This window comes from Rhizobium sp. Root149, assembly GCF_001427345.1.
GTDB lineage: Bacteria > Pseudomonadota > Alphaproteobacteria > Rhizobiales > Rhizobiaceae > Neorhizobium > Neorhizobium rhizoryzae.
In genome coordinates this window covers 613673-637232 of sequence record NZ_LMGD01000012.1, presented here as the reverse complement: position 1 = coordinate 637232, position 23560 = coordinate 613673, and the positions used below count along the sequence as shown (strand labels likewise).

At 56.8% G+C, this 23560-nt stretch carries 22 protein-coding genes; 4 read left to right on the top strand and 18 right to left on the bottom strand.

Annotated features, from left to right (window positions below; all coding sequences use genetic code 11):
- Nucleotides 1-100 precede the first annotated feature (100 nt).
- Genes ntrC through dusB form a run of 3 tightly spaced genes read right to left on the bottom strand, consistent with a single transcriptional unit; the run spans nucleotide 101 to nucleotide 3680 of the window.
- Nucleotides 101-1552: a nitrogen regulation protein NR(I) gene (gene ntrC, locus ASD54_RS09925; protein WP_062554792.1), complete on the bottom strand. Its 1452-nt coding sequence runs from the start codon at nucleotides 1550-1552 to the stop codon at nucleotides 101-103.
- 32 nt (nucleotides 1553-1584) lie between these two features.
- Nucleotides 1585-2685 carry a nitrogen regulation protein NR(II) gene (locus ASD54_RS09920; RefSeq protein WP_062554405.1) on the bottom strand — a complete coding sequence of 367 codons (1101 nt, stop codon included), beginning with the start codon at nucleotides 2683-2685 and terminating at the stop codon, nucleotides 1585-1587.
- On the bottom strand, nucleotides 2682-3680 hold the full coding sequence (gene dusB, locus ASD54_RS09915) for a tRNA dihydrouridine synthase DusB (RefSeq protein WP_062554404.1): 999 nt from the start codon (nucleotides 3678-3680) through the stop codon (nucleotides 2682-2684). The genes ASD54_RS09920 and dusB overlap by 4 nt, the downstream gene beginning before the upstream one ends.
- 185 nt (nucleotides 3681-3865) lie before the next feature.
- Between dusB and ASD54_RS09910 the strand changes: the two genes are divergently transcribed.
- Nucleotides 3866-5071: a bifunctional 2-C-methyl-D-erythritol 4-phosphate cytidylyltransferase/2-C-methyl-D-erythritol 2,4-cyclodiphosphate synthase gene (locus ASD54_RS09910; protein WP_062554403.1), complete on the top strand. Its 1206-nt coding sequence runs from the start codon at nucleotides 3866-3868 to the stop codon at nucleotides 5069-5071.
- Nucleotides 5068-5565, top strand: a complete 498-nt coding sequence (locus tag ASD54_RS09905) for a CinA family protein (protein WP_062554402.1) — start codon at nucleotides 5068-5070, stop codon at nucleotides 5563-5565. The genes ASD54_RS09910 and ASD54_RS09905 overlap by 4 nt, the downstream gene beginning before the upstream one ends.
- Here the strand turns inward: ASD54_RS09905 and ASD54_RS09900 are convergent.
- The 14 genes from ASD54_RS09900 to ASD54_RS09830 form a co-directional block, all read right to left on the bottom strand.
- Nucleotides 5538-6002: a type II toxin-antitoxin system RatA family toxin gene (locus ASD54_RS09900; protein WP_062554401.1), complete on the bottom strand. Its 465-nt coding sequence runs from the start codon at nucleotides 6000-6002 to the stop codon at nucleotides 5538-5540. The genes ASD54_RS09905 and ASD54_RS09900 overlap by 28 nt on opposite strands.
- A 347-nt stretch (nucleotides 6003-6349) precedes the next feature.
- Complete coding sequence (gene lipA / locus ASD54_RS09890) at nucleotides 6350-7324, bottom strand: lipoyl synthase (RefSeq protein WP_062554399.1); 975 nt, start codon at nucleotides 7322-7324, stop codon at nucleotides 6350-6352.
- Between the two features lie 28 nt (nucleotides 7325-7352).
- On the bottom strand, nucleotides 7353-7601 hold the full coding sequence (locus ASD54_RS09885; RefSeq protein WP_062554398.1) for a GlsB/YeaQ/YmgE family stress response membrane protein: 249 nt from the start codon (nucleotides 7599-7601) through the stop codon (nucleotides 7353-7355).
- 75 nt (nucleotides 7602-7676) lie between these two features.
- On the bottom strand, nucleotides 7677-9122 hold the full coding sequence (lpdA, locus tag ASD54_RS09880; protein ID WP_062554397.1) for a dihydrolipoyl dehydrogenase: 1446 nt from the start codon (nucleotides 9120-9122) through the stop codon (nucleotides 7677-7679).
- Nucleotides 9123-9209: 87 nt separating this feature from the next.
- On the bottom strand, nucleotides 9210-9473 hold the full coding sequence (locus tag ASD54_RS09875) for a DUF465 domain-containing protein (RefSeq protein ID WP_062554396.1): 264 nt from the start codon (nucleotides 9471-9473) through the stop codon (nucleotides 9210-9212).
- Nucleotides 9474-9558: 85 nt separating this feature from the next.
- Entirely contained in the window at nucleotides 9559-10197 is a 639-nt protein-coding gene (locus ASD54_RS09870; protein ID WP_062554395.1) for an SGNH/GDSL hydrolase family protein, read from the bottom strand.
- A gap of 18 nt (nucleotides 10198-10215) precedes the next feature.
- On the bottom strand, nucleotides 10216-11538 hold the full coding sequence (locus ASD54_RS09865) for a pyruvate dehydrogenase complex dihydrolipoamide acetyltransferase (RefSeq protein WP_062554394.1): 1323 nt from the start codon (nucleotides 11536-11538) through the stop codon (nucleotides 10216-10218).
- 15 nt (nucleotides 11539-11553) lie between these two features.
- Nucleotides 11554-12963, bottom strand: a complete 1410-nt coding sequence (locus ASD54_RS09860) for a pyruvate dehydrogenase complex E1 component subunit beta (protein ID WP_062554393.1) — start codon at nucleotides 12961-12963, stop codon at nucleotides 11554-11556.
- A gap of 15 nt (nucleotides 12964-12978) precedes the next feature.
- Entirely contained in the window at nucleotides 12979-14025 is a 1047-nt protein-coding gene (gene pdhA, locus ASD54_RS09855; protein ID WP_062554392.1) for a pyruvate dehydrogenase (acetyl-transferring) E1 component subunit alpha, read from the bottom strand.
- A 145-nt stretch (nucleotides 14026-14170) separates the two neighbouring features.
- Nucleotides 14171-14488: a septum formation initiator family protein gene (locus ASD54_RS09850; protein WP_062554391.1), complete on the bottom strand. Its 318-nt coding sequence runs from the start codon at nucleotides 14486-14488 to the stop codon at nucleotides 14171-14173.
- 147 nt (nucleotides 14489-14635) lie between these two features.
- Nucleotides 14636-15910, bottom strand: a complete 1275-nt coding sequence (eno, locus tag ASD54_RS09845; RefSeq protein WP_062554390.1) for a phosphopyruvate hydratase — start codon at nucleotides 15908-15910, stop codon at nucleotides 14636-14638.
- A gap of 111 nt (nucleotides 15911-16021) precedes the next feature.
- Entirely contained in the window at nucleotides 16022-16873 is an 852-nt protein-coding gene (gene kdsA, locus ASD54_RS09840) for a 3-deoxy-8-phosphooctulonate synthase (RefSeq protein WP_062554389.1), read from the bottom strand.
- A gap of 185 nt (nucleotides 16874-17058) precedes the next feature.
- Nucleotides 17059-17625 carry a hypothetical protein gene (locus ASD54_RS09835; protein WP_062554388.1) on the bottom strand — a complete coding sequence of 189 codons (567 nt, stop codon included), beginning with the start codon at nucleotides 17623-17625 and terminating at the stop codon, nucleotides 17059-17061.
- Nucleotides 17626-17653: 28 nt separating this feature from the next.
- Nucleotides 17654-18574, bottom strand: coding sequence for a VOC family protein (locus ASD54_RS09830; protein WP_156379146.1), 921 nt, complete (start codon nucleotides 18572-18574; stop codon nucleotides 17654-17656).
- Between the two features lie 86 nt (nucleotides 18575-18660).
- Here ASD54_RS09830 and lexA point away from each other — a divergent pair, with 86 nt between their 5' ends.
- Nucleotides 18661-19386, top strand: a complete 726-nt coding sequence (gene lexA, locus ASD54_RS09825; protein ID WP_062554386.1) for a transcriptional repressor LexA — start codon at nucleotides 18661-18663, stop codon at nucleotides 19384-19386.
- On the opposite strand, the gene ASD54_RS09820 is transcribed toward lexA, so the two are convergent.
- A complete protein-coding gene (locus tag ASD54_RS09820; RefSeq protein WP_244484721.1) occupies nucleotides 19380-21671 on the bottom strand; it encodes a ComEC/Rec2 family competence protein in 2292 nt (763 codons plus the stop codon). The genes lexA and ASD54_RS09820 overlap by 7 nt on opposite strands.
- 511 nt (nucleotides 21672-22182) lie before the next feature.
- Here ASD54_RS09820 and gltA point away from each other — a divergent pair.
- The gene (gltA, locus tag ASD54_RS09815) at nucleotides 22183-23472 is read left to right on the top strand and encodes a citrate synthase (RefSeq protein WP_062554384.1); all 1290 of its coding nucleotides are present in this window, start codon (nucleotides 22183-22185) and stop codon (nucleotides 23470-23472) included.
- Nucleotides 23473-23560 lie beyond the last annotated feature (88 nt).

Below are 23560 nucleotides of genomic sequence, written 5' to 3'. Positions count from 1 at the left end.
GATGCGACTCGATCTATCTTCTGCGTTGCTATTGAGCAACGCATTGTGGCGAAAATGCAACGAGCCCTGATCCTATGTCAAGCTCGAAGGGCAAGGACGGCTACACGGTCCGCGAGCTGCGGTAGACCGAAACGCCCAATTCGCGGATCTTCTTCCGCAAAGTGTTGCGGTTGAGCCCAAGCAGATCCGCTGCCTTGATCTGGTTTCCTCTCGTTGCCGTGAGGGCGGCAAGAATGAGCGGATATTCCATTTCTGTCAAAACGCGGTCGTAAAGCCCCGGCGGCGGTAATGCCTCGCCGAAGCTTGCGAAATAGGTCCGCATGTTTTCTTCGACCGCCTGGGCAATCGTCATGTTATCCGGTCGCGCACCCATTTTCTCGATCGGACTGTCAGGAACATCGGATCTGAGCTCCGTATCGATAATCTCGCGCGTAATGACTTCCTGTGGATAGAGCGCCATCAACCGGCGAACCAGGTTCTCCAGTTCGCGAACGTTTCCGGGCCACGCATAGGCTTTCATCAGATCCAGCGCTTCCGTGTCGAATCGCTTGCCATCAAGGCCCTGCTTTTCAGCCTGCTGCATGAAGTGACGAACGAGATCCGGAATGTCTTCAGCGCGGTCCCGCAAGGGCGGCAAGCGCAGCGGCACCACATTAAGGCGATAGTAGAGATCCTCGCGGAACAGTCCCTGATTTATGAGCTGCTTCAGATCCTTGTTGGTTGCGGCCACGATCCGGACATCGGTACGGATCGGAGTCCGGCCACCCACCGTCGTGTACTCCCCCTGCTGAAGAACGCGCAGCAGGCGCGTCTGGGCGTCCATGGGCATGTCGCCGATTTCGTCCAGGAAAAGCGTTCCGCCCTCAGCCTGCTCGAAGCGACCTGTCGAGCGGTTCTGCGCGCCGGTGAACGCACCCTTTTCATGTCCGAAAAGTTCAGACTCGATCAGGTCTCGCGGAATCGCCGCCATGTTGATGGCAACGAAGGGGCCATTGCGCCGCTTGCCGTAATCATGCAGCGCCCGTGCCACCAGTTCCTTGCCAGTGCCGGACTCGCCCGTAATCATCAGCGTCAGATCGGTCTGCATGAGGCGGGCCAGAACGCGGTAGATTTCCTGCATCGCAGCCGAGCGGCCGACCAGCGGCATGCCGTCCTGCATGTCGTCATCCAGCTTGGCCGGCTTGCGCTTCGGCTCGGAAAGCGCCCGCCCGATGATGGCAATCAGTTCGGTCAGGTCGAACGGCTTCGGAAGATAGTCGTAGGCGCCCTTTTCCGATGCCTTGATAGCGGTCATGAATGTGTTCTGCGCGCTCATGACCAGAACGGGCAGATCAGGGCGTGACTTCTTTATGCGCGGAAGCAGATCGAAAGCGTTCTCATCCGGCATGACGACGTCGGTCACGACCAGATCACCCTCGCCTGCTGAAATCCAGCGCCACAGGGTGGCCGCGTTCGAGGTGATACGTACATCGTAACCGGCACGCGTCAGCGCCTGGTTCAATACGGTCCGGATGGCCGCATCGTCATCTGCGACAAGGATGGTAGCAGTCATTTCAAACTTCCTGTCGTGTTCAGCAGCGACCTTCAAGCCTGAAGGTCATCTCCCTTGTGCATGGGCATGAGTACGCGAAAAACCGTCCGGCGCGCCTGGCTGTCGCATTCGACGATGCCGCCGTGGCCGCCGATGATCTTTGCGACCAGCGCAAGGCCGAGGCCCGAGCCGTTGGTTTTCGTGGTAATGAATGGATCGAACAGATGGGGCAGAAGATCACTCGGCACGCCCGGTCCGTTGTCGATGACGCAGAACTCCAGTGGCAGAGAGATCTTTTCCCGCGTACCGGCGACGGAGAGGCGAATGCCGGGCCGATAAGCGGTGGTCAGCATGATCTCGCCATCCTGCTGGTCCCCAATCGCTTCGGCCGCATTCTTGATGAGGTTGAGAAAGACCTGCACCAGTTGATCGCGGTTTGCATAGACCGATGGAAGCGAGGGATCATAGTTTTCGCTGATCTTGATATCGCGCGCGAAGCCGGCCTTCGCCACAGCCTTTACGTGATCGAGTACGGAGTGAATGTTGAGCGGAACCCGGTCTACGGGACGTTCATCCGAAAACACTTCCATCCGATCGACCAGCGAAACGATCCGATCGGTCTCATCGCAGATCAATCGGGTCAGCGCACGATCTTCGTCTGCGACCGATGTTTCGAGCAGCTGTGCGGCGCCACGGATGCCCGAAAGCGGGTTTTTGATCTCATGCGCGAGCATGGATGCAAGGCCGGTCACAGACCGTGCCGCTGCCCGGTGGGTCAGCTGACGGTCGATCTTGTCCGCCATGCTTCTTTCCTGAAACACAATGACAACGCAGCCCGGATCCGTCACCACAGGCGCGACATACAGGTCCACCAGCTTTTCCTGGCCAAGACGCGGGGATGAGAGATCGACACGATATTCGTTGACCGGCGCACGACGCTCCCGCACCTGATCGATCAACGCCAGAAGCGGGCTGCCAAAAGGAATGAAGGTCGAGATTTTGTTCTTGGCGAGATGCGTAGCGCTGGCACCGAAAAAAGCTTCGGCCTCCCAGTTTGCGAACGCAATCTGCCCTTCTTGGTCAACCATGATCACCGGGTTCTGAACGGAATTCAAAACCGCCATGGCCAGTTTGTCTGTTGCTTGCGGGCTCATGCGGCCTCCCTACGCGCAGGAACCGCGCCTTTGATCATCATATCTTCCAATACCTTGAGAACCCGCTCGGGATCCCGCTCTGTCATCAGGCTCGCCTTCAGCTCCGCCGGGACGCCGATCGTGTTGCGATCGAGATACCAGCCGACATGTTTGCGGGCATGGCGCAGACCGGCCTCCCGCCCATAGAACGCAAGCATCATTTCGTAGTGTTCGCAGGCAACCGACGCCTTTTCGCGGACATCAGGTTCCCGAGCACCAGCCAGTACGCCTGCATGCCACGGACGACCCTGCGTGCCTCGGCCAGTCATGACAGCATCCGCACCGGATGCTGCAACGATGTTCTGCACGTCGTCTGCTGTCTCGACATCGCCATTGGCCACAAGCGGAATGGATAGAACGTCCCGAACCGCGTGAATGGCGGACCAGTCCGCACGACCTTCGTAAAACTGCATCCGTGTCCGCCCGTGCACGGTAATCATTGCAACCCCGGCGTCCTGCGCTCGCTTTGCGATCAGGGGCGCGTTGAGCGAATTGTCATCCCAGCCCAACCGCATCTTGACTGTGACGGGCACGCGAACAGCACGAACCACAGCTTCCACAAGGCTCAGTGCATGGTCAGGATCCCGCATGAGGGCAGAACCGGAATATCCACCGGTCACCTTCTTTGCAGGACAGCCCATATTGATATCGATGATGTCAGCACCCTCGCCCTCGACAATCCGGGCGGCTTCGGCCATCCAGTGTGCCTCGCGGCCTGCCAGCTGCACCATATGAGGGCGAATGCCGGTACTTTTCAGCCTCTCCCAGGATTCACCCTTGTTATGGACGAGTTCCCGGCTCGCGACCATTTCCGTCACGACCAGCCCTGCGCCATAGCGCCAGGCAAGCTGCCTATACGGAAGATCCGTCACGCCCGACATCGGAGCAAGCACGATCCGGTTCCGGATCTCGACCGATCCGATGGAGAATGGCGCTGCAGGATTGAATGGACTCAATTGATGATCTTTCGGGCATCGGAAATTTCTGCCCTATTTTTATTCATTGATTTAGGTTTTGCCAAGAGCGTTTTCGCGAATGCGTCATTTATGGGCGCGAGGCTGGAAAACCGGGATTTGAAGCTGTAGTTCTGCGCTGTCAATCAGAGGATGAACTGAAAATCAATGTGTGATGGGCGGCAAACATGAGGATTGGCGTTGTTATTGTGGCAGCAGGCCGTGGCGAGCGTGCCGGTGCACCTGAGCAAGGGCCCAAGCAGTACCGGTCCATCGGTGGGCTGCCCGTCATTCAGCACACGTTGAATGCATTTCTTACGTGGCAGACATCTCATCAGGTCGTCTCGATTATTACCGTCATTCATCCGGATGATGTCGACCTGTTCGCCACAGCAATTGATGACCTCAGCAATGCGAACCGCATACACTCGGTGATGGGCGGCGCGACACGTCAGATGTCCGTCTTGGCCGGCTTGAATGCATTGAAGGGATCAGGCGTCACACATGTCATGATTCACGACGCGGCCCGTCCCTTTGTCGAGCATCAGTTGCTCGATTCCATCGCAGACATTCTTGCAGAGGGCGCAGCCGGCGTTCTTCCCGCAATGGCGGTGACCGACACATTGAAGCGGGCAGATGCATCAGGCGTCGTTGAGGAGACGGTGCCCCGCGCAAACCTCTATGGCGCGCAAACACCTCAAGGGTTTCGCCTCGAAGCGATTCTTGCCGCTCATGAGGCTGCTGCAACGAGTGGCAGGACAGATTTTACCGACGATGCTTCCATCGCAGAATGGGCGGGAATAGCCGTGAGGCTTTGCCCTGGCACATCAAGCAACGTGAAGCTAACCACCGCACAGGATATTGCCATGGCAGATGCCAAGCTCAAGACACAGGAACGATTCCCGGATGTTCGAACAGGGAATGGCTACGATGTCCATCAACTCGTGCCAGGTGATGGCGTAACACTGTGCGGCGTCTTTATTCCGCATGACCAGAAACTCAGCGGTCATTCGGATGCGGACGTTGCATTGCATGCCTTGACGGACGCGCTTCTGGCAACGTGCGGCGCAGGTGATATCGGCGACCATTTCCCTCCGTCCGATCCGCAATGGAAAGGCGCTGCATCTCGGATTTTTCTGGCACACGCAGCGGAGATTGTCCGTGGAAAAGGCGGCGTCATCACTAATGCCGACATTTCCTTGATTGCGGAAGCACCAAAAGTGGCTACCCATCGCGACGCCATGCGCCAGAACCTGTCGGAAATATTGGCAATCTCGATCGATCGATGCTCTGTTAAGGCAACCACCAACGAGAAAATTGGCTTCATTGGCCGCAAGGAAGGAATCGCGGCAATCGCGACAGCGACCGTGGTTTACGGGATCGTTGGAGAATGAGCCAGTTTCCAACGGAGATTTTGACCCTTGCAACTAAGGTGATCGAGCTGAATGCTTGCCGCCGGACTAGGATCGCGACCGCCGAGAGCTGCACGGGCGGGCTTATCGGTGCCGCATTAACGGAAATCGCCGGTTCTTCTGCTGTTGTTGATCGGGGGTTCATCACCTACAGCAACGATGCAAAAATGGATATGCTGGGTGTTACAGCAGAGACCTTGCAGCAATTCGGCGCCGTTTCGCGCGAAACCGCCTTGCAGATGGCCAAGGGTGCACTCATCCGTTCCAATGCACATCTGTCCGTTGCCGTAACAGGAATCGCCGGACCGGGTGGGGCCACGCCGGGAAAGCCAGTTGGCTTGGTCCACCTCTGCGCCGTTCATGGGGACGGTCGCCTGATCCACAGGGAAATGCAGTACGGCGATATCGGACGAACAGAAGTGAGACTGGCGACGGTTACGACCGCACTTCAACTGCTTGCGGAATTATCGGCCTGATACACCTTGTCAGCACGCGCTTCGAACGCTTCAGCAAACATGCGGAATGCGCGATCAAACATGGAGCCCATAACAGCGCCGAGAATCCTGCTCTTGAACTCGTAGTCGATCAGGAAGTCTACGATGCAGCCCTCCGGCGATGCCCGGAAACGCCATTGATTGTCCAGATACTTGAACGGACCTTCGATGTATTTCACATCGATCACGAGGTCGGCTGGATTGAGTAGCACCTGGGTGGTGAAGGTTTCGCGGATCGCCTTATAGCCAACGGTCATATCAGCAATCAGCAATGTCTTACCATCGCGCTCCTTGCGCGAACGCACCGACAAGGCTTCGCAGAGTGGAAGAAACTGCGGATACTTCTCAACGTCTGCGACGAGCGCGAACATGTTCTCGGGAGAATGGCGTACGGGGCGATGGTTTTCAAACTTGGGCATGATGTTCAGCTAATATCGGAAAAGCGTCAAGACAAGTGACAGTTCGCCGCGATTAGTCGAACCACCACTGGATACTTCTAATTTAGCCATAATCGAAGTCGATCAAGCTACAAGAACTGCGGGCTTGGCGGAAACCTGCGCTTCCCCAGACCCTTCGAAATCGGCGTATGGCAGTATGGATGACACGCTCAGACTGATAAGACATCTCAAAAAAGCTGGCGACATCGCCGAAAAAATAGAAGCACCGATGTTGGCATACTTGATCAGGATGGCCTTGGATGAGGCGAAGACCATAAGATTCAGCGCCACACCACCACCCACGTCGAGCAACTCAACCTAGGCGGGTCCTACTCCGCAGCAGCGAGGAGTTTCCGCGCACGAGCTTCCCGGAGACGCGCGAAGTCATCACCAGCGTGATGCGAAGAGCGCGTCAGGGGGCTGGAGGAAACCATCAGGAAGCCCTTGGAGTAGGCAACAGTCTCATAGGACTTGAATTCTTCCGGCGTGACAAACTTCTCGACTTTGTGATGCTTGCGCGTCGGCTGCAAATATTGGCCGATCGTCAGGAAATCGACATCTGCCGTACGCAGATCATCCATCAACTGCAAGACTTCGTTCCGCTCCTCGCCCAGCCCAACCATGATACCGGATTTGGTGAACATGGTCGGATCAAGCTCCTTCACGCGCTGCAAAAGGCGGATGGAGTGAAAATAGCGCGCACCAGGGCGTACCGTCAGATAGTTGCCCGGAACCGTTTCAAGGTTATGGTTGAAGACGTCCGGCTTGGCAGCCACAACACGTTCCAAAGCCCCCGGCTTCTTCAGGAAGTCAGGTGTCAGGATTTCGATCGTCGTCGAAGGGGAAGCCTCGCGGATGGCCCAGATGACCTTTTCAAAATGCTCGGCGCCACCATCATCCAGATCGTCACGATCCACAGAGGTGATCACCACGTGGCTGAGCCCCATCTGCTTGACGGCCTTGGCGACATTGGCAGGCTCTTCGAGGTCAAGAGCATTCGGCTTGCCGGTCGCCACGTTGCAGAAGGCACAGGCGCGCGTGCAGATCTCACCCATGATCATGAAGGTGGCATGCTTCTTGTCCCAGCACTCGCCGATATTGGGACAACCTGCCTCTTCGCACACAGTCACCAGTTTGTGGCTACGCACAAGCTCCCGCGTTTCCTGATAGCCCTTGGACGTGGGCGCCTTCACGCGGATCCATTCGGGCTTGCGCATGACCTCGGTATCCGGGCGATGCGCCTTCTCCGGATGGCGAACGCGCTTGGCATCATCACCGGACATGCGATCAAGAATTGTGACCATAGTAAAATTGCTTTCTAAACCAAAAAGGCTAGCGTCTCACGAGTTTTGCGACGAATAGCAGACCACAGGCGCCAAGGAAACCGCTTACGAGGCCACCCCAGACGCCGGGTTTAACCCAGATGCCTGCTCGTTCCAGGATCGCGGTGGCCAAAGCTGCCCCCACGACACCGATCACGATATTCATGAATACGCCGAAGCGCAGATCCATCAACATGCCCGCCAGCCAGCCGGCCAGACCGCCAACGATAATGGTTCCGAAGAAACCGAGACCTTCCATGCAGCGTCCTCCTTTGCGGACACGATATGGGCTTGGCCTCGCGCGGTTACAATGCCGCCCGAGGCCGATTTGGCATCAGGCATTCAGGACTTTGCCATAGGCGTCGAGAACGCTTTCCTTCATCATTTCCGAGAGTGTCGGATGCGGGAAAATCGTGTGCATCAGCTCTTCTTCGGTCGTCTCTAGGTTCATGGCGACAACGAAACCCTGGATAAGCTCGGTGACTTCCGCACCCACCATATGTGCGCCCAGAAGCTCGCCCGTCTTCTTGTCGAAGATGGTCTTGATCATTCCCTGATCTTCACCGAGAGCGATGGCCTTTCCGTTTGCCGCAAAGGAGTAACGGCCAACACGAATATCGCGGCCTTGTTCCTTCGCTTTGGCCTCTGTAAGACCGACGGAAGCAACTTGCGGGTTACAGTAGGTGCAACCCGGAATCTTGGCTTTGTCCATTGGGTGAACGCCCGGAACACCGGCGATCTTTTCAATGCAGATGACACCTTCATGCTCGGCCTTGTGAGCCAGCATCGGAGGACCGGCCACATCGCCGATTGCGTAGAGGCCCGGAATGTTCGTCTTGCCGTAGCCATCAATCACGATACAGCCACGATCGGTTTTCACGCCCAGCGCTTCGAGGCCGAGATTCTCGATATTGCCCTGCACGCCGACCGCAGAGATCAGGCGATCTGCAGTGATCTGTTGAACTTTGCCATCCTTGGTCTCGACATGAGCCGTAATGGAATTGGCACCCTTATCGACCTTGGAGACCTTGGCTTCCGTGATGATCTTGAGACCGCGCTTCTCGAGCTGCTTGCGCGCGAATGTAGAAATCTCGGCATCTTCGACCGGCATGATGTTTGCCATCAGCTCGACGACGGTGACGTCCACGCCCATGGAACGATAGAAAGATGCAAACTCGATACCGATGGCGCCGGAGCCCATGACAACGATCGACTTCGGCATGAAATCAGGCTTCATGGCTTCGAAATAGGTCCAGATCAATTTGCCGTCCGGCTCGATACCCGGCAGTGCGCGAGGACGTGCACCCGTAGCGACGATAATATGCTTCGCGGTGTACGTACCTTCACCCAACACACCCTTGGGAACCGGATTCTGCGGCTGAACGGCGGGCTTGGACGGCGCACCGACGACAATTTCGCCCGGCTTGGTGAGCTTCGCTTCACCCCAGATCACATCGATCTTGTTCTTCTTCATCAGGAACGCGACGCCGCCGTTCAGACGGGCGGAAACGCCACGCGAACGTGCAACCACATCCTTGACATCGGCCGTCATGGTGCCGTTGAGCGTCAAACCATAGGACTTTGCATGATTGGCGTGATCGAGGATTTCAGCAGATCTCAGCAACGCCTTCGTCGGAATGCAGCCCCAGTTCAGGCAGATACCACCCAGGTGCTCGCGCTCGACGATCGCCGTCTTCAAACCGAGTTGGGCAGATCGAATGGCCGTTACATAGCCGCCGGGGCCGGAGCCGATAATGATCACGTCATAGGATTGAGCCATGGGTGCTTCCACTCCTTCAGAACCTAATTCCCGCAAGCTTCTGGCTTGCCTTGTTGTTCTCTCGGGAGTGGAAGCGTTAGGCCCGGATCAGGCCTCTTCTGAGGCCAGCGGCTCCGCCCGCGTCAACATCCCGCTTATTTCATCCTTCAGGGTCATCCGGCGCTTCCGCAGATCCGCCATGTGGAAATCATCGCAGGGCTCGATGTTTGTCTCACCCAAATGAATTCGATGATTGACCTCGTCGTATTCCTTCGAAATCCGGTGAAAATGGCCGTCTGTTTCTCGCAGGTGGCGCATCTTGCCCAGATGCTCCGGAAATTCTTCTGCAAGCTGATGTGGCGTATGTGTCATGACTACCTCCGTCTGATGACTTCGGTACCCATGCTACCTTCTGCGGATTCCTACTCCTTGACCCTGATCAAACTTCTCAAGGACCTCACAGCCCAAGCATCACACGCACGACCGGCTCGATACCTCGACCGATAGCACGCGTATTCTCGGCATCCAGATGGATACCATCCAGCGGCGTCGTAACAGCAACAGAGCCCGCGTCGAAGAAACCGCAGCCTGTCTCATCCGCCAGGTCTCGATACAAAGTCGCCAGCATCGCCGACTCATCGAGCGAGCCACGAAACATGGCCGCAAAATGGGCATTCGCTGTCTCGCAGGTCTTCGGCGGCGAAACCAACAGAATATCCGGGGCGTCATAATCGAAGCCCCAGACATGATGGCGAACGAGATCAACGAGACGCTTCATACCGCTGGCCGCCAGATTGGCAGAGCCCGCGATGCCTCGCTTCATGTCGTTTGTGCCGAGCATGATCACCACGAGATCGACCGGCTTGTGCGTTTCGAGAAGGCTCGGGAGCAGCTTCGCCCCGTTTCTCTCGCAGTCGGCCAAATGATCATCATAGGCGGTGGTCCGGCCATTCAAGCCTTCAGCAATGACCCGGACACCATGTCCAAGCGATTTCTGCAATACGCTTGTCCAACGATCCTCATAGGCATGACGACCCAGGTTTACCGGGTCGTATCCCCATGTCAGGCTATCGCCAAATGCGAGAACGGATTTCATACCGCCGCCTTTCTGGTCTTAAACCAGCATGCCCATTGGGTTCTCGATGTAACGCTTGAACGCACCGATCAACTCGGCACCCAGTGCTCCATCGACCGCACGGTGGTCGGTTGAAAGCGTCACGGTCATGACGTTTGCAACCTTCATCTCGCCCTTTTTAACGACGACACGCTCTTCACCCGCACCAACCGCCAAAATGGTCGCATGTGGTGGGTTGACGACAGCGGCGAAGTTCTTCACGCCCATCATGCCCATATTGGAAACCGCGGTTGTACCACCCTGATATTCCTCGGGCTTCAGCTTCCGCTCCTTGGCGCGCTTGCCATAGTCCTTCATCTCGTTCGAGATCGCGGACAGGCTCTTGGTTTCAGCCTTACGAATGATCGGCGTGATCAAACCACCCGGAATGGAAACGGCAACGCCAACATCCGAATGCTTGTGCTTGACCATGGCGCTATCCGTCCAGGAGACGTTGGCATCCGGCACATCACGCAGAGCCAGTGCAAGCGCCTTGATCACCATGTCGTTGACCGAGAGCTTGTAGACCGGCTTGCCATCCTTCTCAGGTGCGGCAGCATTGAGCTGTGCACGCAGAGCGAGGAGAGCATCGAGTTCGCAATCCACGGAGACGTAGAAATGTGGGATCGTCTGCTTCGACTCCTGAAGGCGCTTGGCAATCGTCTTGCGCATGCCGTCATGCGGCACGAGTTCGTAAGAGCCCTGTTCGAACAGCTTGAGCACGGCTTCTTCCGATGTGCCCTTGGACGGAGCAGGCGCTGCGGCAGGTGCAGGAGCTGCAGCTGGTGCAGCCTTGGCAGAACCGCCGGCAACAGCCTTTTCGACATCCGACTTCACGACGCGGCCCTTCGGACCCGATCCGGAAACCTTGGCAAGATCGAGACCAGCTTCCTTGGCCAGACGTCGTGCAAGCGGGGAAGAGAATACCCGATCGCCGGAAGACGCAGGAGCCGATGCGGCCTCAGCCTTCGGCGCCGGGGCGGCAGCAGGTGCCGCCTCTGCCTTCGGAGCAGGCGCAGCTTCCGCCTTGGCAGCTGGAGCAGCAGAAGCGCTACCAGATGCAGCGGCGGAAACATCCTCGCCTTCCTCAGCAAGGATTGCGATCAGGGCATTGACCTTCACGCCTTCCGTGCCAGCAGGTACGACGATCTTGGCGACCACGCCCTCATCGACGGCTTCCACTTCCATGGTCGCCTTGTCGGTTTCGATCTCCGCGATGACATCGCCGGACTTGATCTTGTCGCCTTCCTTCACAAGCCACTTGGCGAGGTTGCCCTCTTCCATGGTGGGAGAGAGGGCAGGCATCGTGATATTGATCGGCATGAGCCTACCCTCCTCTTACTTGTAGCAAACAGCTTTGACGGCCTGAACCACTTCGCCGACGTTCGGCAGAGCGAGCTTTTCGAGGTTGGCCGCGTAAGGCATCGGCACGTCCTTGCCAGCAATGGTCAGGACCGGCGCATCGAGATAATCGAATGCTTCGCGCTGAACCGAGTTGGCAATAAAGTCACCGACGGACGACTGCGGGAAACCTTCCTCGATCGTAACGAGACGACCGGTCTTCTTGACGGATTCGATGACGGTCGGCAGATCCATCGGACGAATTGTCCGCAGATCGATCAATTCGACATCGATACCAGCCTTCTCCAGTTCAGCAACAGCCTTGACCGCATAGGTCATACCGATGCCCCAGGAAACCAGCGTCACATCCTTGCCCTTGCGATGAATGCGCGCCTTGCCGATCGGCAGGACGAAATCATCCAGCTTCGGCACGTCGAAAGACTGGCCGTACAGGATTTCGTTTTCCAGGAAGATCACCGGATTCGGGTCACGAATCGCGGCCTTCAGAAGACCCTTCGCATCAGCAGCCGTATAGGGAACGACGACCTTGAGGCCCGGAATGTGGCTATACCAAGCGGCATAATCCTGGCTGTGCTGGGCGGCGACGCGGGCAGCAGCACCGTTAGGGCCGCGGAACACCATCGGCGCACCCATCTGGCCACCGGACATATAGAGCGTCTTCGCAGCAGAGTTGATGATCTGGTCAATCGCCTGCATGGCGAAGTTGAAAGTCATGAACTCAACGATCGGCTTCAGACCAGCCATTGCGGCGCCGACCCCGACGCCAGCAAAGCCATGCTCGGTGATCGGAGTATCAATAACGCGGTTTGCGCCGAACTCCTGAAGCAGACCCTGGGTGACCTTATAGGCACCCTGATATTCGGCAACCTCTTCGCCCATGACGAATACGTCGGGATCCCGGCGCATTTCTTCTGCCATGGCATCGCGGAGAGCTTCGCGAACGGTGGTCGACACCATTTCCGTCCCAGCTGGGATATCGGGATCAGCGGCGACATCAACCTTCGGCTGGGCAGGAACCTTGCTGTCAGCAGCAGCGGTAGGCTCATCCGCACTTTCGCGCGCTTTGCCACCCGATGCATCAGAGGTTGCAGCAGGCGTATCGGCGTCAGCCTTCGGCGCAGCAGCCACGGCATCGGCACTTTCGCCGTCTTGCAGAAGAACCGCGATTGGCGTGTTGACTTTCACGTTTTCGGTACCGGCAGCAATCAGCAACTTGCCGATGACGCCCTCGTCGACAGCTTCCACTTCCATGGTCGCCTTGTCGGTCTCGATCTCGGCAATCACATCACCCGAGGTGACCTTGTCACCTTCGTTCTTGAGCCACTTCGACAGAGTGCCTTCTTCCATGGTCGGAGAGAGGGCGGGCATAAGGATATTGATAGGCATGGGTTCCCTCCCCGATTAGAGCAGAATGTCGGTGTAGAGCTCGGAAACATCCGGCTCCGGATCGCTCTGTGCGAAATCGGCGCTGTCTGCGACGATATCACGGACGTCCTTGTCGATCGCCTTCAACTCATCTTCGGTCGCCCAGCCTTTTTCGAGCAGGCGCGTGCGTACCTGCTCGATCGGATCGTGCTCGGAGCGCATCTTCTGGACTTCGTCCTTCGAACGATACTTCGCCGGGTCCGACATCGAGTGGCCGCGGTAGCGGTATGTCAGCATTTCGAGGATGATTGGGCCCTTGCCAGAGCGGCAATGTTCCATCGCCTCGTCGGCCGCAGCCTTGACGGCGCGAACATCCATGCCATCGACCTGATAACCGGGAATGCCGAAGGACGCACCACGCTGGGAGAAGTCCGTCTGCGCGGAAGCGCGCGCGACCGAGGTGCCCATGGCGTAGCGGTTGTTCTCGATCACGTAGATGACCGGCAGCTTCCACAGGTTGGCCATGTTGAAGCTTTCATAGACCTGACCCTGGTTGGCAGCGCCATCACCGAAGTAGGCGATCGAAACGTTGTCATTGCCGCGATACTTGTTGGCAAAGCCAAGACCTGTACCGAGAGAGACCTGCGCACCGACGATGCCGTGGCCGCCATAGAAATGCTTTTCCTTGGAGAACATGTGCATGGAGCCGCCCTTCCCCTTGGAATAGCCGCCCCGACGCCCCGTCAACTCTGCCATGACACCGCGTGCCGTCATGCCGGTTGCCAGCATATGACCGTGGTCGCGGTAACCGGTGATGACCTGGTCACCTTCCTTCATCGCCATCTGCATGCCGATGACGACAGCTTCCTGGCCGATGTAAAGGTGACAGAAACCGCCGATGAAGCCCATGCCATAAAGCTGGCCGGCCTTTTCCTCAAAGCGGCGGATGAGCAGCATCTCGCGATAGGCGCTCAGCTCGTCGTTCTTGTTGAATTCGGCGATGGTTCCGCCGTTGAAGTCTTTCTTTGCAGGCTTCGCAGCCGCCTTACGGACGGGTGCGGACGCGGATTGCTTCGGCGCCATTCATAACCTCCCTGCGCGTTTGTTTGGTTGCGCGTACCATAGGGAAGAATTCACGCCTCAGCAATGCCATAAATGCATGGCTCACATGATAATCAACTATCTGAAATCACTAAGAAAAAGTTGATTTAACCAATTTTAGGTTAATTCAGAAATAGCTGCGAAAAACGGTGATCTCGTCTTTGCGAGAAACATTGAGCTGGTATCGCGCAATTTCGTCCAGCATGTCTTTTTCCAGCGAACCGTCGCTCAACAGGCGAACCTGCCGTTCCAAAGCCTCCCGCTTTGCTACCAGCTTTTCAAGCGCAACAGCTCTCTCCACCCGAGTACGCTCGAATTTCTCCGTGGCGATCAGTCCAAGATCACCATGAATGGAATGATAACTGAAATAGGAGACGAAGGCGATGGTAATAGCGGGAAGGACCAAACGCCCCAGTTTTCGCTCTTTATGATGCTTGGTCCACATATCGATTTCCTGACACGCATTACGGTCTGCAGATTGCCAGAGTTTGCTTAATCAATCGTTGACCATGAATGTCAGCGGGACGCGGACAACAAAAAAGGCGGCAACCGCAATGGGTTGCCGCCTCGAAATCGTGACCGGAAGACCGAATTATGCGCGCAGGATCGAACGACCTGCGTAGGCCGCCTGCGGGCCCAGCATTTCTTCGATACGAATCAGCTGGTTGTACTTAGCAATACGGTCGGAACGTGAGAGCGAACCCGTCTTGATCTGTCCGCAGTTGGTCGCGACGGCGAGATCGGCAATCGTCGAATCCTCGGTTTCGCCAGAGCGGTGTGACATGACGGCAGTGTAGCCAGCCTTATGCGCCGTTTCCACAGCATCCAGAGTCTCGGTGAGTGAGCCGATCTGGTTGACCTTCACGAGGATTGAATTGGCAACGCCCATCTTGATGCCGTCACGCAGACGCGACGAGTTGGTGACGAACAGATCGTCTCCTACAAGCTGAACCTTGCTACCGATCTTGTCGGTCAGGTATTTCCAGCCGTTCCAGTCGTCTTCCGCCATGCCGTCTTCAATGGAAATGATCGGATACTTGGCGGCAAGCTCGGCCAGATAATCAGCCATAGCCTCCGGCTCGAGCGTGCGACCCTCGCCTTCCATGACGTATTTTCCGTCCTTGAAGAATTCAGTAGAAGCGCAGTCGAGTGCCAGCTGCATATCGTCGCCCGGACGATAGCCAGCCTTTTCGATCGACCTCATGATGAAATCGAGCGCTTCTGGTGCACTCTTGAGGCCGGGCGCGAAACCACCTTCGTCACCGACGTTGGTGTTGTGGCCCTGTGCCGACAGTTCCTTCTTGAGAACGTGGAAGACTTCGGAGCCCATGCGTACGGCGTCGCGGATGTTTTCCGCACCGACCGGCATGATCATGAATTCCTGGAAATCGATCGGATTGTCGGCATGCGCACCGCCGTTGATGATGTTCATCATTGGAACCGGCAGCAGGCGGGCGTTCGGGCCACCGACATAACGGAAGAGCGGCAGGCCAGAGGCTTCTGCAGCGGCCTTTGCAACGGCAAGCGAAACACCGAGGATAGCATTCGCACCGAGGCGAGATTTGTTCGGGGTGCCGTCGAGCTCACGCATCAGGTTATCGATGAGGATCTGGTTTTCAGCGTCGTGACCGCCAACAGCATCAAAAATCTCGCCGTTGACGGCTTCGACAGCCTTCTCGACACCCTTGCCGAGGTAACGCTTGCCACCGTCGCGAAGCTCGACCGCTTCATGTGCACCCGTGGATGCGCCGGAGGGAACAGCCGCACGGCCCATGCTGCCGTCTTCGAGGTGGACATCAACTTCAACGGTCGGGTTGCCACGGCTGTCGAGAATTTCGCGCGCGATAATGTCCGTAATAGCTGTCATAAGCTCATCCTGTGCTGTGCGGTGAAAGTATGTGCCTGTCTTACCCAACAAGGCAGAAAATACAATGGCACGCGTATGACAGCTCGATATTCAAGCTGCCATTGGGCGCCACTAAGCAGAACGCTTGGCTACGCCATCAAAGGCCATCAATGTTTCCAGCAAACGCGGAAGGTCCTGAAGCTTGACCATGTTCGGTCCGTCAGAAGGTGCATTGTCGGGATCCTGATGGCTTTCGATGAAGACGCCGGCAACACCGACGGCCACAGCGGCGCGCGCCAGTGTTTCGACGAATTCGCGCTGTCCGCCAGTGGAGCCACCCTGCCCGCCCGGCTGCTGAACGGAGTGGGTTGCATCGAAGATGACCGGCGAGCCCATGGCAGCCATGATGGGCAATGAACGCATGTCGGATACAAGCGTGTTATAGCCAAAAGAAGCGCCTCGTTCGCACAGCATGACGTTCGGATTACCGCTCTCCGTGAACTTGGCCTGCACGTTCTTCATATCCCAAGGGGCCAGGAACTGCCCTTTCTTCACATTGATCGCACGACCTGTCTTGGCTGCAGCAACGAGAAGATCCGTTTGCCTGCAAAGGAAAGCAGGAATCTGCAGAACATCGACGACCGGCGCGACCTCTGCACACTGCTCTTCGGTATGGATATCGGTCAGGACCGGAAAGCCAAACTCCTTCTTGAGGTCGCCGAAGACCTCAAGCGCCTTCTCCAGGCCGATACCCCGCTTGCCGGAAAGGGACGTCCGATTGGCCTTGTCGAAGGAGCTCTTGTAGACGAGCCCGATACCCAGCTTGTCAGTGATCTCCTTGATCGAACCTGCCATCATGAAGGCGTGGTCGCGGCTTTCCATCTGGCACGGCCCGCAAATGAGCGAGAGAGGCTTTGCATTGGAAAACTCGACGCGGGATTTGCCTTCGCCTACGGCAACCACGGAATTCGCGACAACACTCATAAGCTTATCCTTCCCGGCGTCAGCCGCTTGCTCGGCTTGAGGCGTCGGCAAATTGCTGAAAGCTTCAGGCCTTTTCGATTCGGGCATCGTACAGTCCGGATATCACCCAAGAATGGCACCGATGCGCTCGCGCGGTGCATAACAGTCGAGCGTGTAACTGTCACCACTGGAAATGGATGCCACTCTCACCTCGTTCGATCGAGCAGCAAATGGTGCGTATAGGTCTCGATAACGAAGCTGAAGGGCATCGAATCCGGCTTGTGCAGGACCGCGTGATGTCGAAGAACGAAGTACGGCATGGGTTCTGGTGGACACCAGAGGATTTCGCTCTGCAATGTTCTCCGAGTAAACTGTAAAGCCTGCACGACCCGGCCAAACGGCACATTTGTTTGAGCCAAACACTCTTTCATCTGGATGGTCAGCGCGTCTGGCCGATACCAGTTGTGAGCCTCGGAAAGAACCAGTCCATCGCGCATCAGCTGAACCTTGCGATACTCGATTTCTTCGCCGTCGCTTAACCCGAGAGCGGCCACAAAATAGGTTGGAGGCAATGCCACTATCGAGTCAACGCGCTTCGCATAGCTTCTCTCACGCAGCGAGAAACCTCGCAAATCGCACCAGACATCGAGTGCCTGTGTTGCGCTGTTATATTGCATGAGATGCTGATCAAGCTCTTCAACCCGGAGGAGCGACGCACCCTTCGCAGCCACGGTCGTTGATATCGGGAGCGTCTTGACTTGCGCAGGGTTCATCTCGCAACGACCTTGTCAATCGTAAACATCAGGCTTGGACAAATTCCACAATGCATCCCTGTCCTTGCGCCGGCGCGATGATAAGGCGCTCGCCGCTGCTCTCATGCGGAATTGATGCTTCTTGTAGCGCGGCGCGGGTTTCTGCAATGTTCCTGACGCGGAACCGAATGCCGATCCCGCGGAGACCTGTGGGATACCTTGGAGTGTGGTCTAATTCGGGGGCAATTTCCATCGCGACCTCGACGTCACAATTGCCCAGCGGGAACACATGCTTGTGATCCTTTGCCTGCGCGTGAACGCCAAGCATCGTTGCCAGATTTTCAATTCCCTTGGGCGCCTCTGCGGCGAGGAAGAGAGCGCCAAGTCCGAGCGCACCATTTCTATGCTCTACGGACGGCCCCGCAGTTGGTAATGCCGCATTCACTCGTTGGCACGTGAAAGCGAAGAAGCTCGAGGAATCGAGATCGGCAAAGGCCAGTCGAAAGCTGGCAACCGAAGCGCTACCGTTCTCATCAACGACCGTACGCGAAAAGTCCAGGCGATTCCCGGCGCTGATCCCGGATTGCCGGAAGCGTTCATCATCCGTCACCGCATCCGTCGAACGCAAAACAAAAGCAGAAAAACCTTCACGAGCTCCGGCTTGCCGAAACGTACGATCTTTTTCGACGAAGCAGTTTCCTGCAGTAATGCTCTGGCCTGCGAGAGCCTCATCTTGAACGGCAAGTGGCTCAAGATAGGTTCCGTCGCTGAAAAAGACACAGGCATTGGACGTGCCGAAAGGATGGAACGCGTCCGGCGCCACGGTAAAGCCAAGCTCCTGCCAACGCTTGCGCGCGCCAACCAGCGATTCGACCGGCAAGACCAGATGATCGATGTTCGGAGTAGTCAAAAAAGAAGCTCCTGTCGGTAACACGGCCTGCAACCCACCATTATCCATGTGTTTCTGCAAGCTATATTTGCCGTGAACCTCTTGCGGAACACATATGGAACAGATAGTGTCTGTTCTGGATTTGTTTCCCAACAGGATGACGACGCATGTTGACACGTAAACAGCAGGAACTGCTTCTTTTCATTCATGCACGGATGAAGGAGTCGGGCGTGCCGCCGTCATTTGACGAGATGAAAGATGCTCTGGATCTCGCCTCCAAGTCGGGAATTCACCGCTTGATCACTGCTCTTGAAGAAAGAGGCTTTATCCGTCGGCTGCCCAACCGCGCCCGGGCGCTGGAGGTTATCAAGCTGCCCGAGCCCTTCGGTGCAACGCCTGCGACACCCAAACGCGGCTTTTCGCCAAGCGTCATCGAGGGATCGCTTGGCAAAGTGCAGCCGCCTTCACCTGCTCCGGTGCAGTCAAAACCCGCAGAAGAGGATAGCCAGTCCGCATCGGTTCCTGTCATGGGGCGCATCGCCGCTGGCGTGCCGATCTCTGCGATTCAGAACAATACCCATGCCATCAGCGTTCCATTGGAAATGCTTGGGCCGGGAGAACACTACGCGCTCGAGGTCAAGGGTGATTCGATGATCGAGGCAGGGATCCTGGACGGCGACACCGTAATCATTCGAAACGGCACGACAGCCAGCCCCGGCGATATCGTCGTAGCACTTGTGGACGACGAGGAAGCGACGTTGAAGCGTTTTCGCCGCAAAGGCGCATCGATCGCGCTCGAAGCTGCGAACCCCGCTTACGAAACGCGCATCTTCCCGCCAGACCGTGTCAAGGTACAGGGCAAGCTGGTGGGCCTCATTCGGCGCTATCACTGAACCCGAAGTCGACGGATAGTCTCGTCGTCCAACGGCTGGAATGTGTTGGTTCGCCAGTCGTAGAGACGGTGCAACTGCCAAGGTCTTTCGTTGCCCTGAAGCGCAGACTCCAGCATCCAGGAACCTGGATGAGGCTGACCGTTAAACCAAATTTCAATGGAGCCTGTCTGCTTCAGTTTTGAACCCGTCAGGAGCAACGCACCAGAGCGGCATTGTGTAAAGGGCGAGCCGGATACGACGACGATGTCAGACTTATCGCACGCATATCCTGTGAGGCGTGTGTCACTCACGATCGTAACTCTGGCACCTGATGGACTGCGTCCGATGCAAATCAGATTTTTGACGCAAGAGAAGCGCGGCATTTGAAGCGGCGGCAAACGGTCTATTGCCAATGCTATGTCGATGAGCGCGATCTCTTTGCTCGTCAATACATGACGCGGTGTCTTCCCTGAAACCGTTCCTGTTACTGGCCCGTTTGATTCTGGTGCCGCCTCGCGCTTACCCAGATCTACCCTCGTCACGACCGGCATCACGAGTTCCTCAAGGCCCAGCGCGTTCTTCCATTGTTTGAATACGAACTCGGATGGTCTTTCCGTCGTGACGGATGCCGACGTCCCACTTAAGAGCGCCGCCATTCTTCCATCCTCTGCAATTATGAGATCGGGTCTGGACGGCTCCATCAGTCCGTTGACACACACTGAAGCCACAAGAATGACGAGGCCAAACCATCGCAGTCGTGTCCGCAAGAGCGAGAAGATGATGAGACCGGCGGTGGCAACAGGCAAAAGCCAGCTTGCGGCACGCCCCGTTTCTATATTTCCGCCCCAAGAGGCCACCTCCAGGGCCACCGCGATTACCAGCTTCAAGCCAAGAGACATGATCATGAAGAACGGTTGATCGAGCCCGAAGGGCATCAGAAGCATGCCGATGAGTCCCGAAGGCATGACAATGAGGGAGATGATGGGCATGGTCGCAAGATTGGCAGCGAGGCCATAGGCAGTCAGCTGATTGAAATGCGCAATGGAAAAGACCGCAGTTGCCAATCCTCCGATCAGGGATGTCATCAACGTCCCGCCCAGAACCCGAGAGACGCCGGACAAAAGGCTACGAAATGAAATGCCGGAAACGAGCGCCTGATCGGACTCATGAGCGCGATCAGCCCAGATGCGATAGCAGGCAAGCAGAGCAGCAGTCGCAGCAAACGACATCTGGAAACTGGCGCCCATGACACTGGATGGGTGAAGAACGATGATCACCAACGCCGCCAGGGCGATGTTGTGCATACTCAACGAAGGGCGGTTGAAGAGGATGGCAATCAGAAGAATCGCCATCATGATGTATGCTCGTTCAGCTGATACGCCGAAACCGGAGATGCAATAATAGGCCGTCACCATCAGAAGCGCACCGAATGCGCTGACTTTTTTGACAGGTAAACGCGCTGAAACGCCCGGCAGCATAACGAGCACGGTTCGTAGGCCGACAAAAAAGATTCCCGCAGCGAGCGCCATGTTCAGGCCGGATATGGCGACGATATGGGCTAGCCCAGATGATCTGAGAGCCTCCACGACCGTTGGCGAAATCGCTCGTCGCTCATCCGTTACGATGGCAGCCGCAAATGCCCCCTCATCGCCGGGATTAAGTTGCCGAATACGATCGCCAACATAGCTGCGCAATGCGAAGGCAAACTGCACGGCCTGCTGCCAAACCCCTATTGCTTCCCGAGCACCCAGTATCTCGGGGCTGCCGTAGAAAAAGCCCGTTACACCAATGCCGTCGAAATAGGCCGGAAAGCTGAAATCGCTCAAACCGGGAAGCGCCGGCCCTGACGGCGGCGTCAATCGCGCGCGCCCCCGCACGACAGCGCCGGTCTGCAAAGGGTCTGTCTTGCCGCGCACGATCAGCGCCACACGTTCAGGGGCGCGCTTCAGCTTCGGTCCAGAGGTCTCCAGGATGTTGAGGACGTAGCGCCAACGCTGGTCGCCGACAGCTTCGCGACGCTCGACAACTCCGGTCACAGTCGTCGTGACCGGGCTATCGAGAATGATTGTCGCAAGCCGGTCGGATTCGAATCTGGCGAGCAGCATCCCCCCTGCCAGAAGACCGGGAATGGCAGCAGCAAGTGACAGCTTTTGATAGCCCGCTCGCCCCAACAGACATGCCGCAGCAAGAAGGAGGCAGGCTGACCAGAGTTGGACCAAAGGAGGTTCAAACGGAAGTGCAAACCAGATTGCCGCACCGGTGCCCAGAGCGACGGGCAGAAAAAGGAAAACGTGTCCAAAAGACACCTCTTCGGCCCATATACGCTGGTACCAAGGTTTCTTGCTTTCAACAGCAGGCGGCGGCTTATAGCGGTCATTCGATGACGGACGCGTTGGGAGTTGTGGCGAGGCGGTCTTCTCCCGAGATGCATCGGCCAAGTGCACCCAGATTTGAGTCGCCTCTCTAGGGCGGCGAAAACGTAAGAATGCACGCCCAACAAGTGCCCGATCCACTATATGCTGCCTTGAAAATCGCTTGCTAAGTTAAATATGAAGGGCAGACTGCATGTGGTGAACGGGCGCGTCAATCGGCGTCAAACCAAACTTGTTGGCTAAATCTGTGTTGGATCGATTTAATTCAACATATTCGCGGGGCACCCTCTTTACTGTCTCGACGTGAGGTCGTTAAGCCCTACTTTCGCGGTGCACAAAACATCATGTCGAGCGCTTGGCAGGGGCTGCGAGATCATATAGCTAATTGCACAGCTTCAGTTTTTCCTGGCGCGTCCTGCGCCGTTCCGCCCATCGGAGGATCAGTATGACGGACACAAATGCACATCTTGGACTAGGCGATAAGAAGGTTGACCTTCCGGTGCGCAAGGGCACGATCGGGCCGGACGTTCTGGACATTGGCGCGCTCTACAAGAACACCGGCACCTTCACCTACGATCCCGGCTTTACGTCGACTGCATCCTGCGAATCCAAGATCACCTTCATCGATGGCGATGAAGGCGTACTTCTGCATCGCGGCTACCCGATCGAACAACTCGCAGAGCATGGCGACTTCCTGGAAACCTGCTACCTGCTGCTCTACGGCGAACTGCCAACAGCTGCTCAGAAGAAGGATTTCGACCACCGTGTAACCCATCACACGATGGTGCATGAGCAGATGAGCCGTTTCTTCACCGGCTTCCGCCGTGACGCTCACCCAATGGCCGTTATGGTCGGCACTGTTGGCGCCCTTTCCGCCTTTTATCACGACTCGACGGATATCACGGACCCGCATCAGCGTATGGTTGCATCTTTGCGCATGATCGCAAAGATGCCGACGATTGCTGCAATGGCCTATAAGTACCACATCGGCCAGCCCTTCGTGTATCCGCAAAACAATCTCGATTATGCCTCGAACTTCCTGCGTATGTGCTTTGCCGTACCGTGCGAGGAATACAAGGTTAACCCTGTTCTTGCCCGCGCCATGGACCGGATTTTCATCCTTCATGCCGATCACGAGCAGAACGCTTCGACCTCGACGGTTCGCCTCGCCGGTTCGTCTGGTGCTAACCCGTTCGCCTGTATCGCTGCTGGCATTGCTTGCCTCTGGGGTCCTGCACACGGTGGCGCGAACGAGGCAGCGCTCAACATGCTTCAGGAAATCGGCACTCCGGACCGTATTCCCGAATTCATCGCTCGCGCGAAGGACAAGAACGATCCGTTCCGCCTGATGGGCTTTGGACACCGCGTGTACAAGAACTACGATCCGCGCGCCAAGATCATGCAGAAGACCACGCATGAAGTGCTGGCGGAACTTGGCCATTCGGACGATCCGCTGCTGCAGGTCGCGATGGAACTGGAAAAGATCGCATTGACGGACGAGTACTTCATCGAGAAGAAGCTCTACCCGAACATCGACTTCTATTCCGGCATCACGCTGAAGGCCATGGGCTTCCCCACCACCATGTTTACCGTGCTCTTCGCACTGGCCCGTACAGTGGGCTGGATCGCTCAGTGGGCGGAAATGATCGAAGATCCGCAGCAGCGCATCGGTCGTCCGCGCCAGCTCTACACCGGCGCGCCGAAGCGCGACTACCTGCCGCTGTCCAAGCGCTGAACGGCGTATCTGACATGAGAAAAAGCCCGCCATTCGATCGAATGGCGGGCTTTTTTGTCATTGGAGCTTCTGATCTGAGGAACGAACG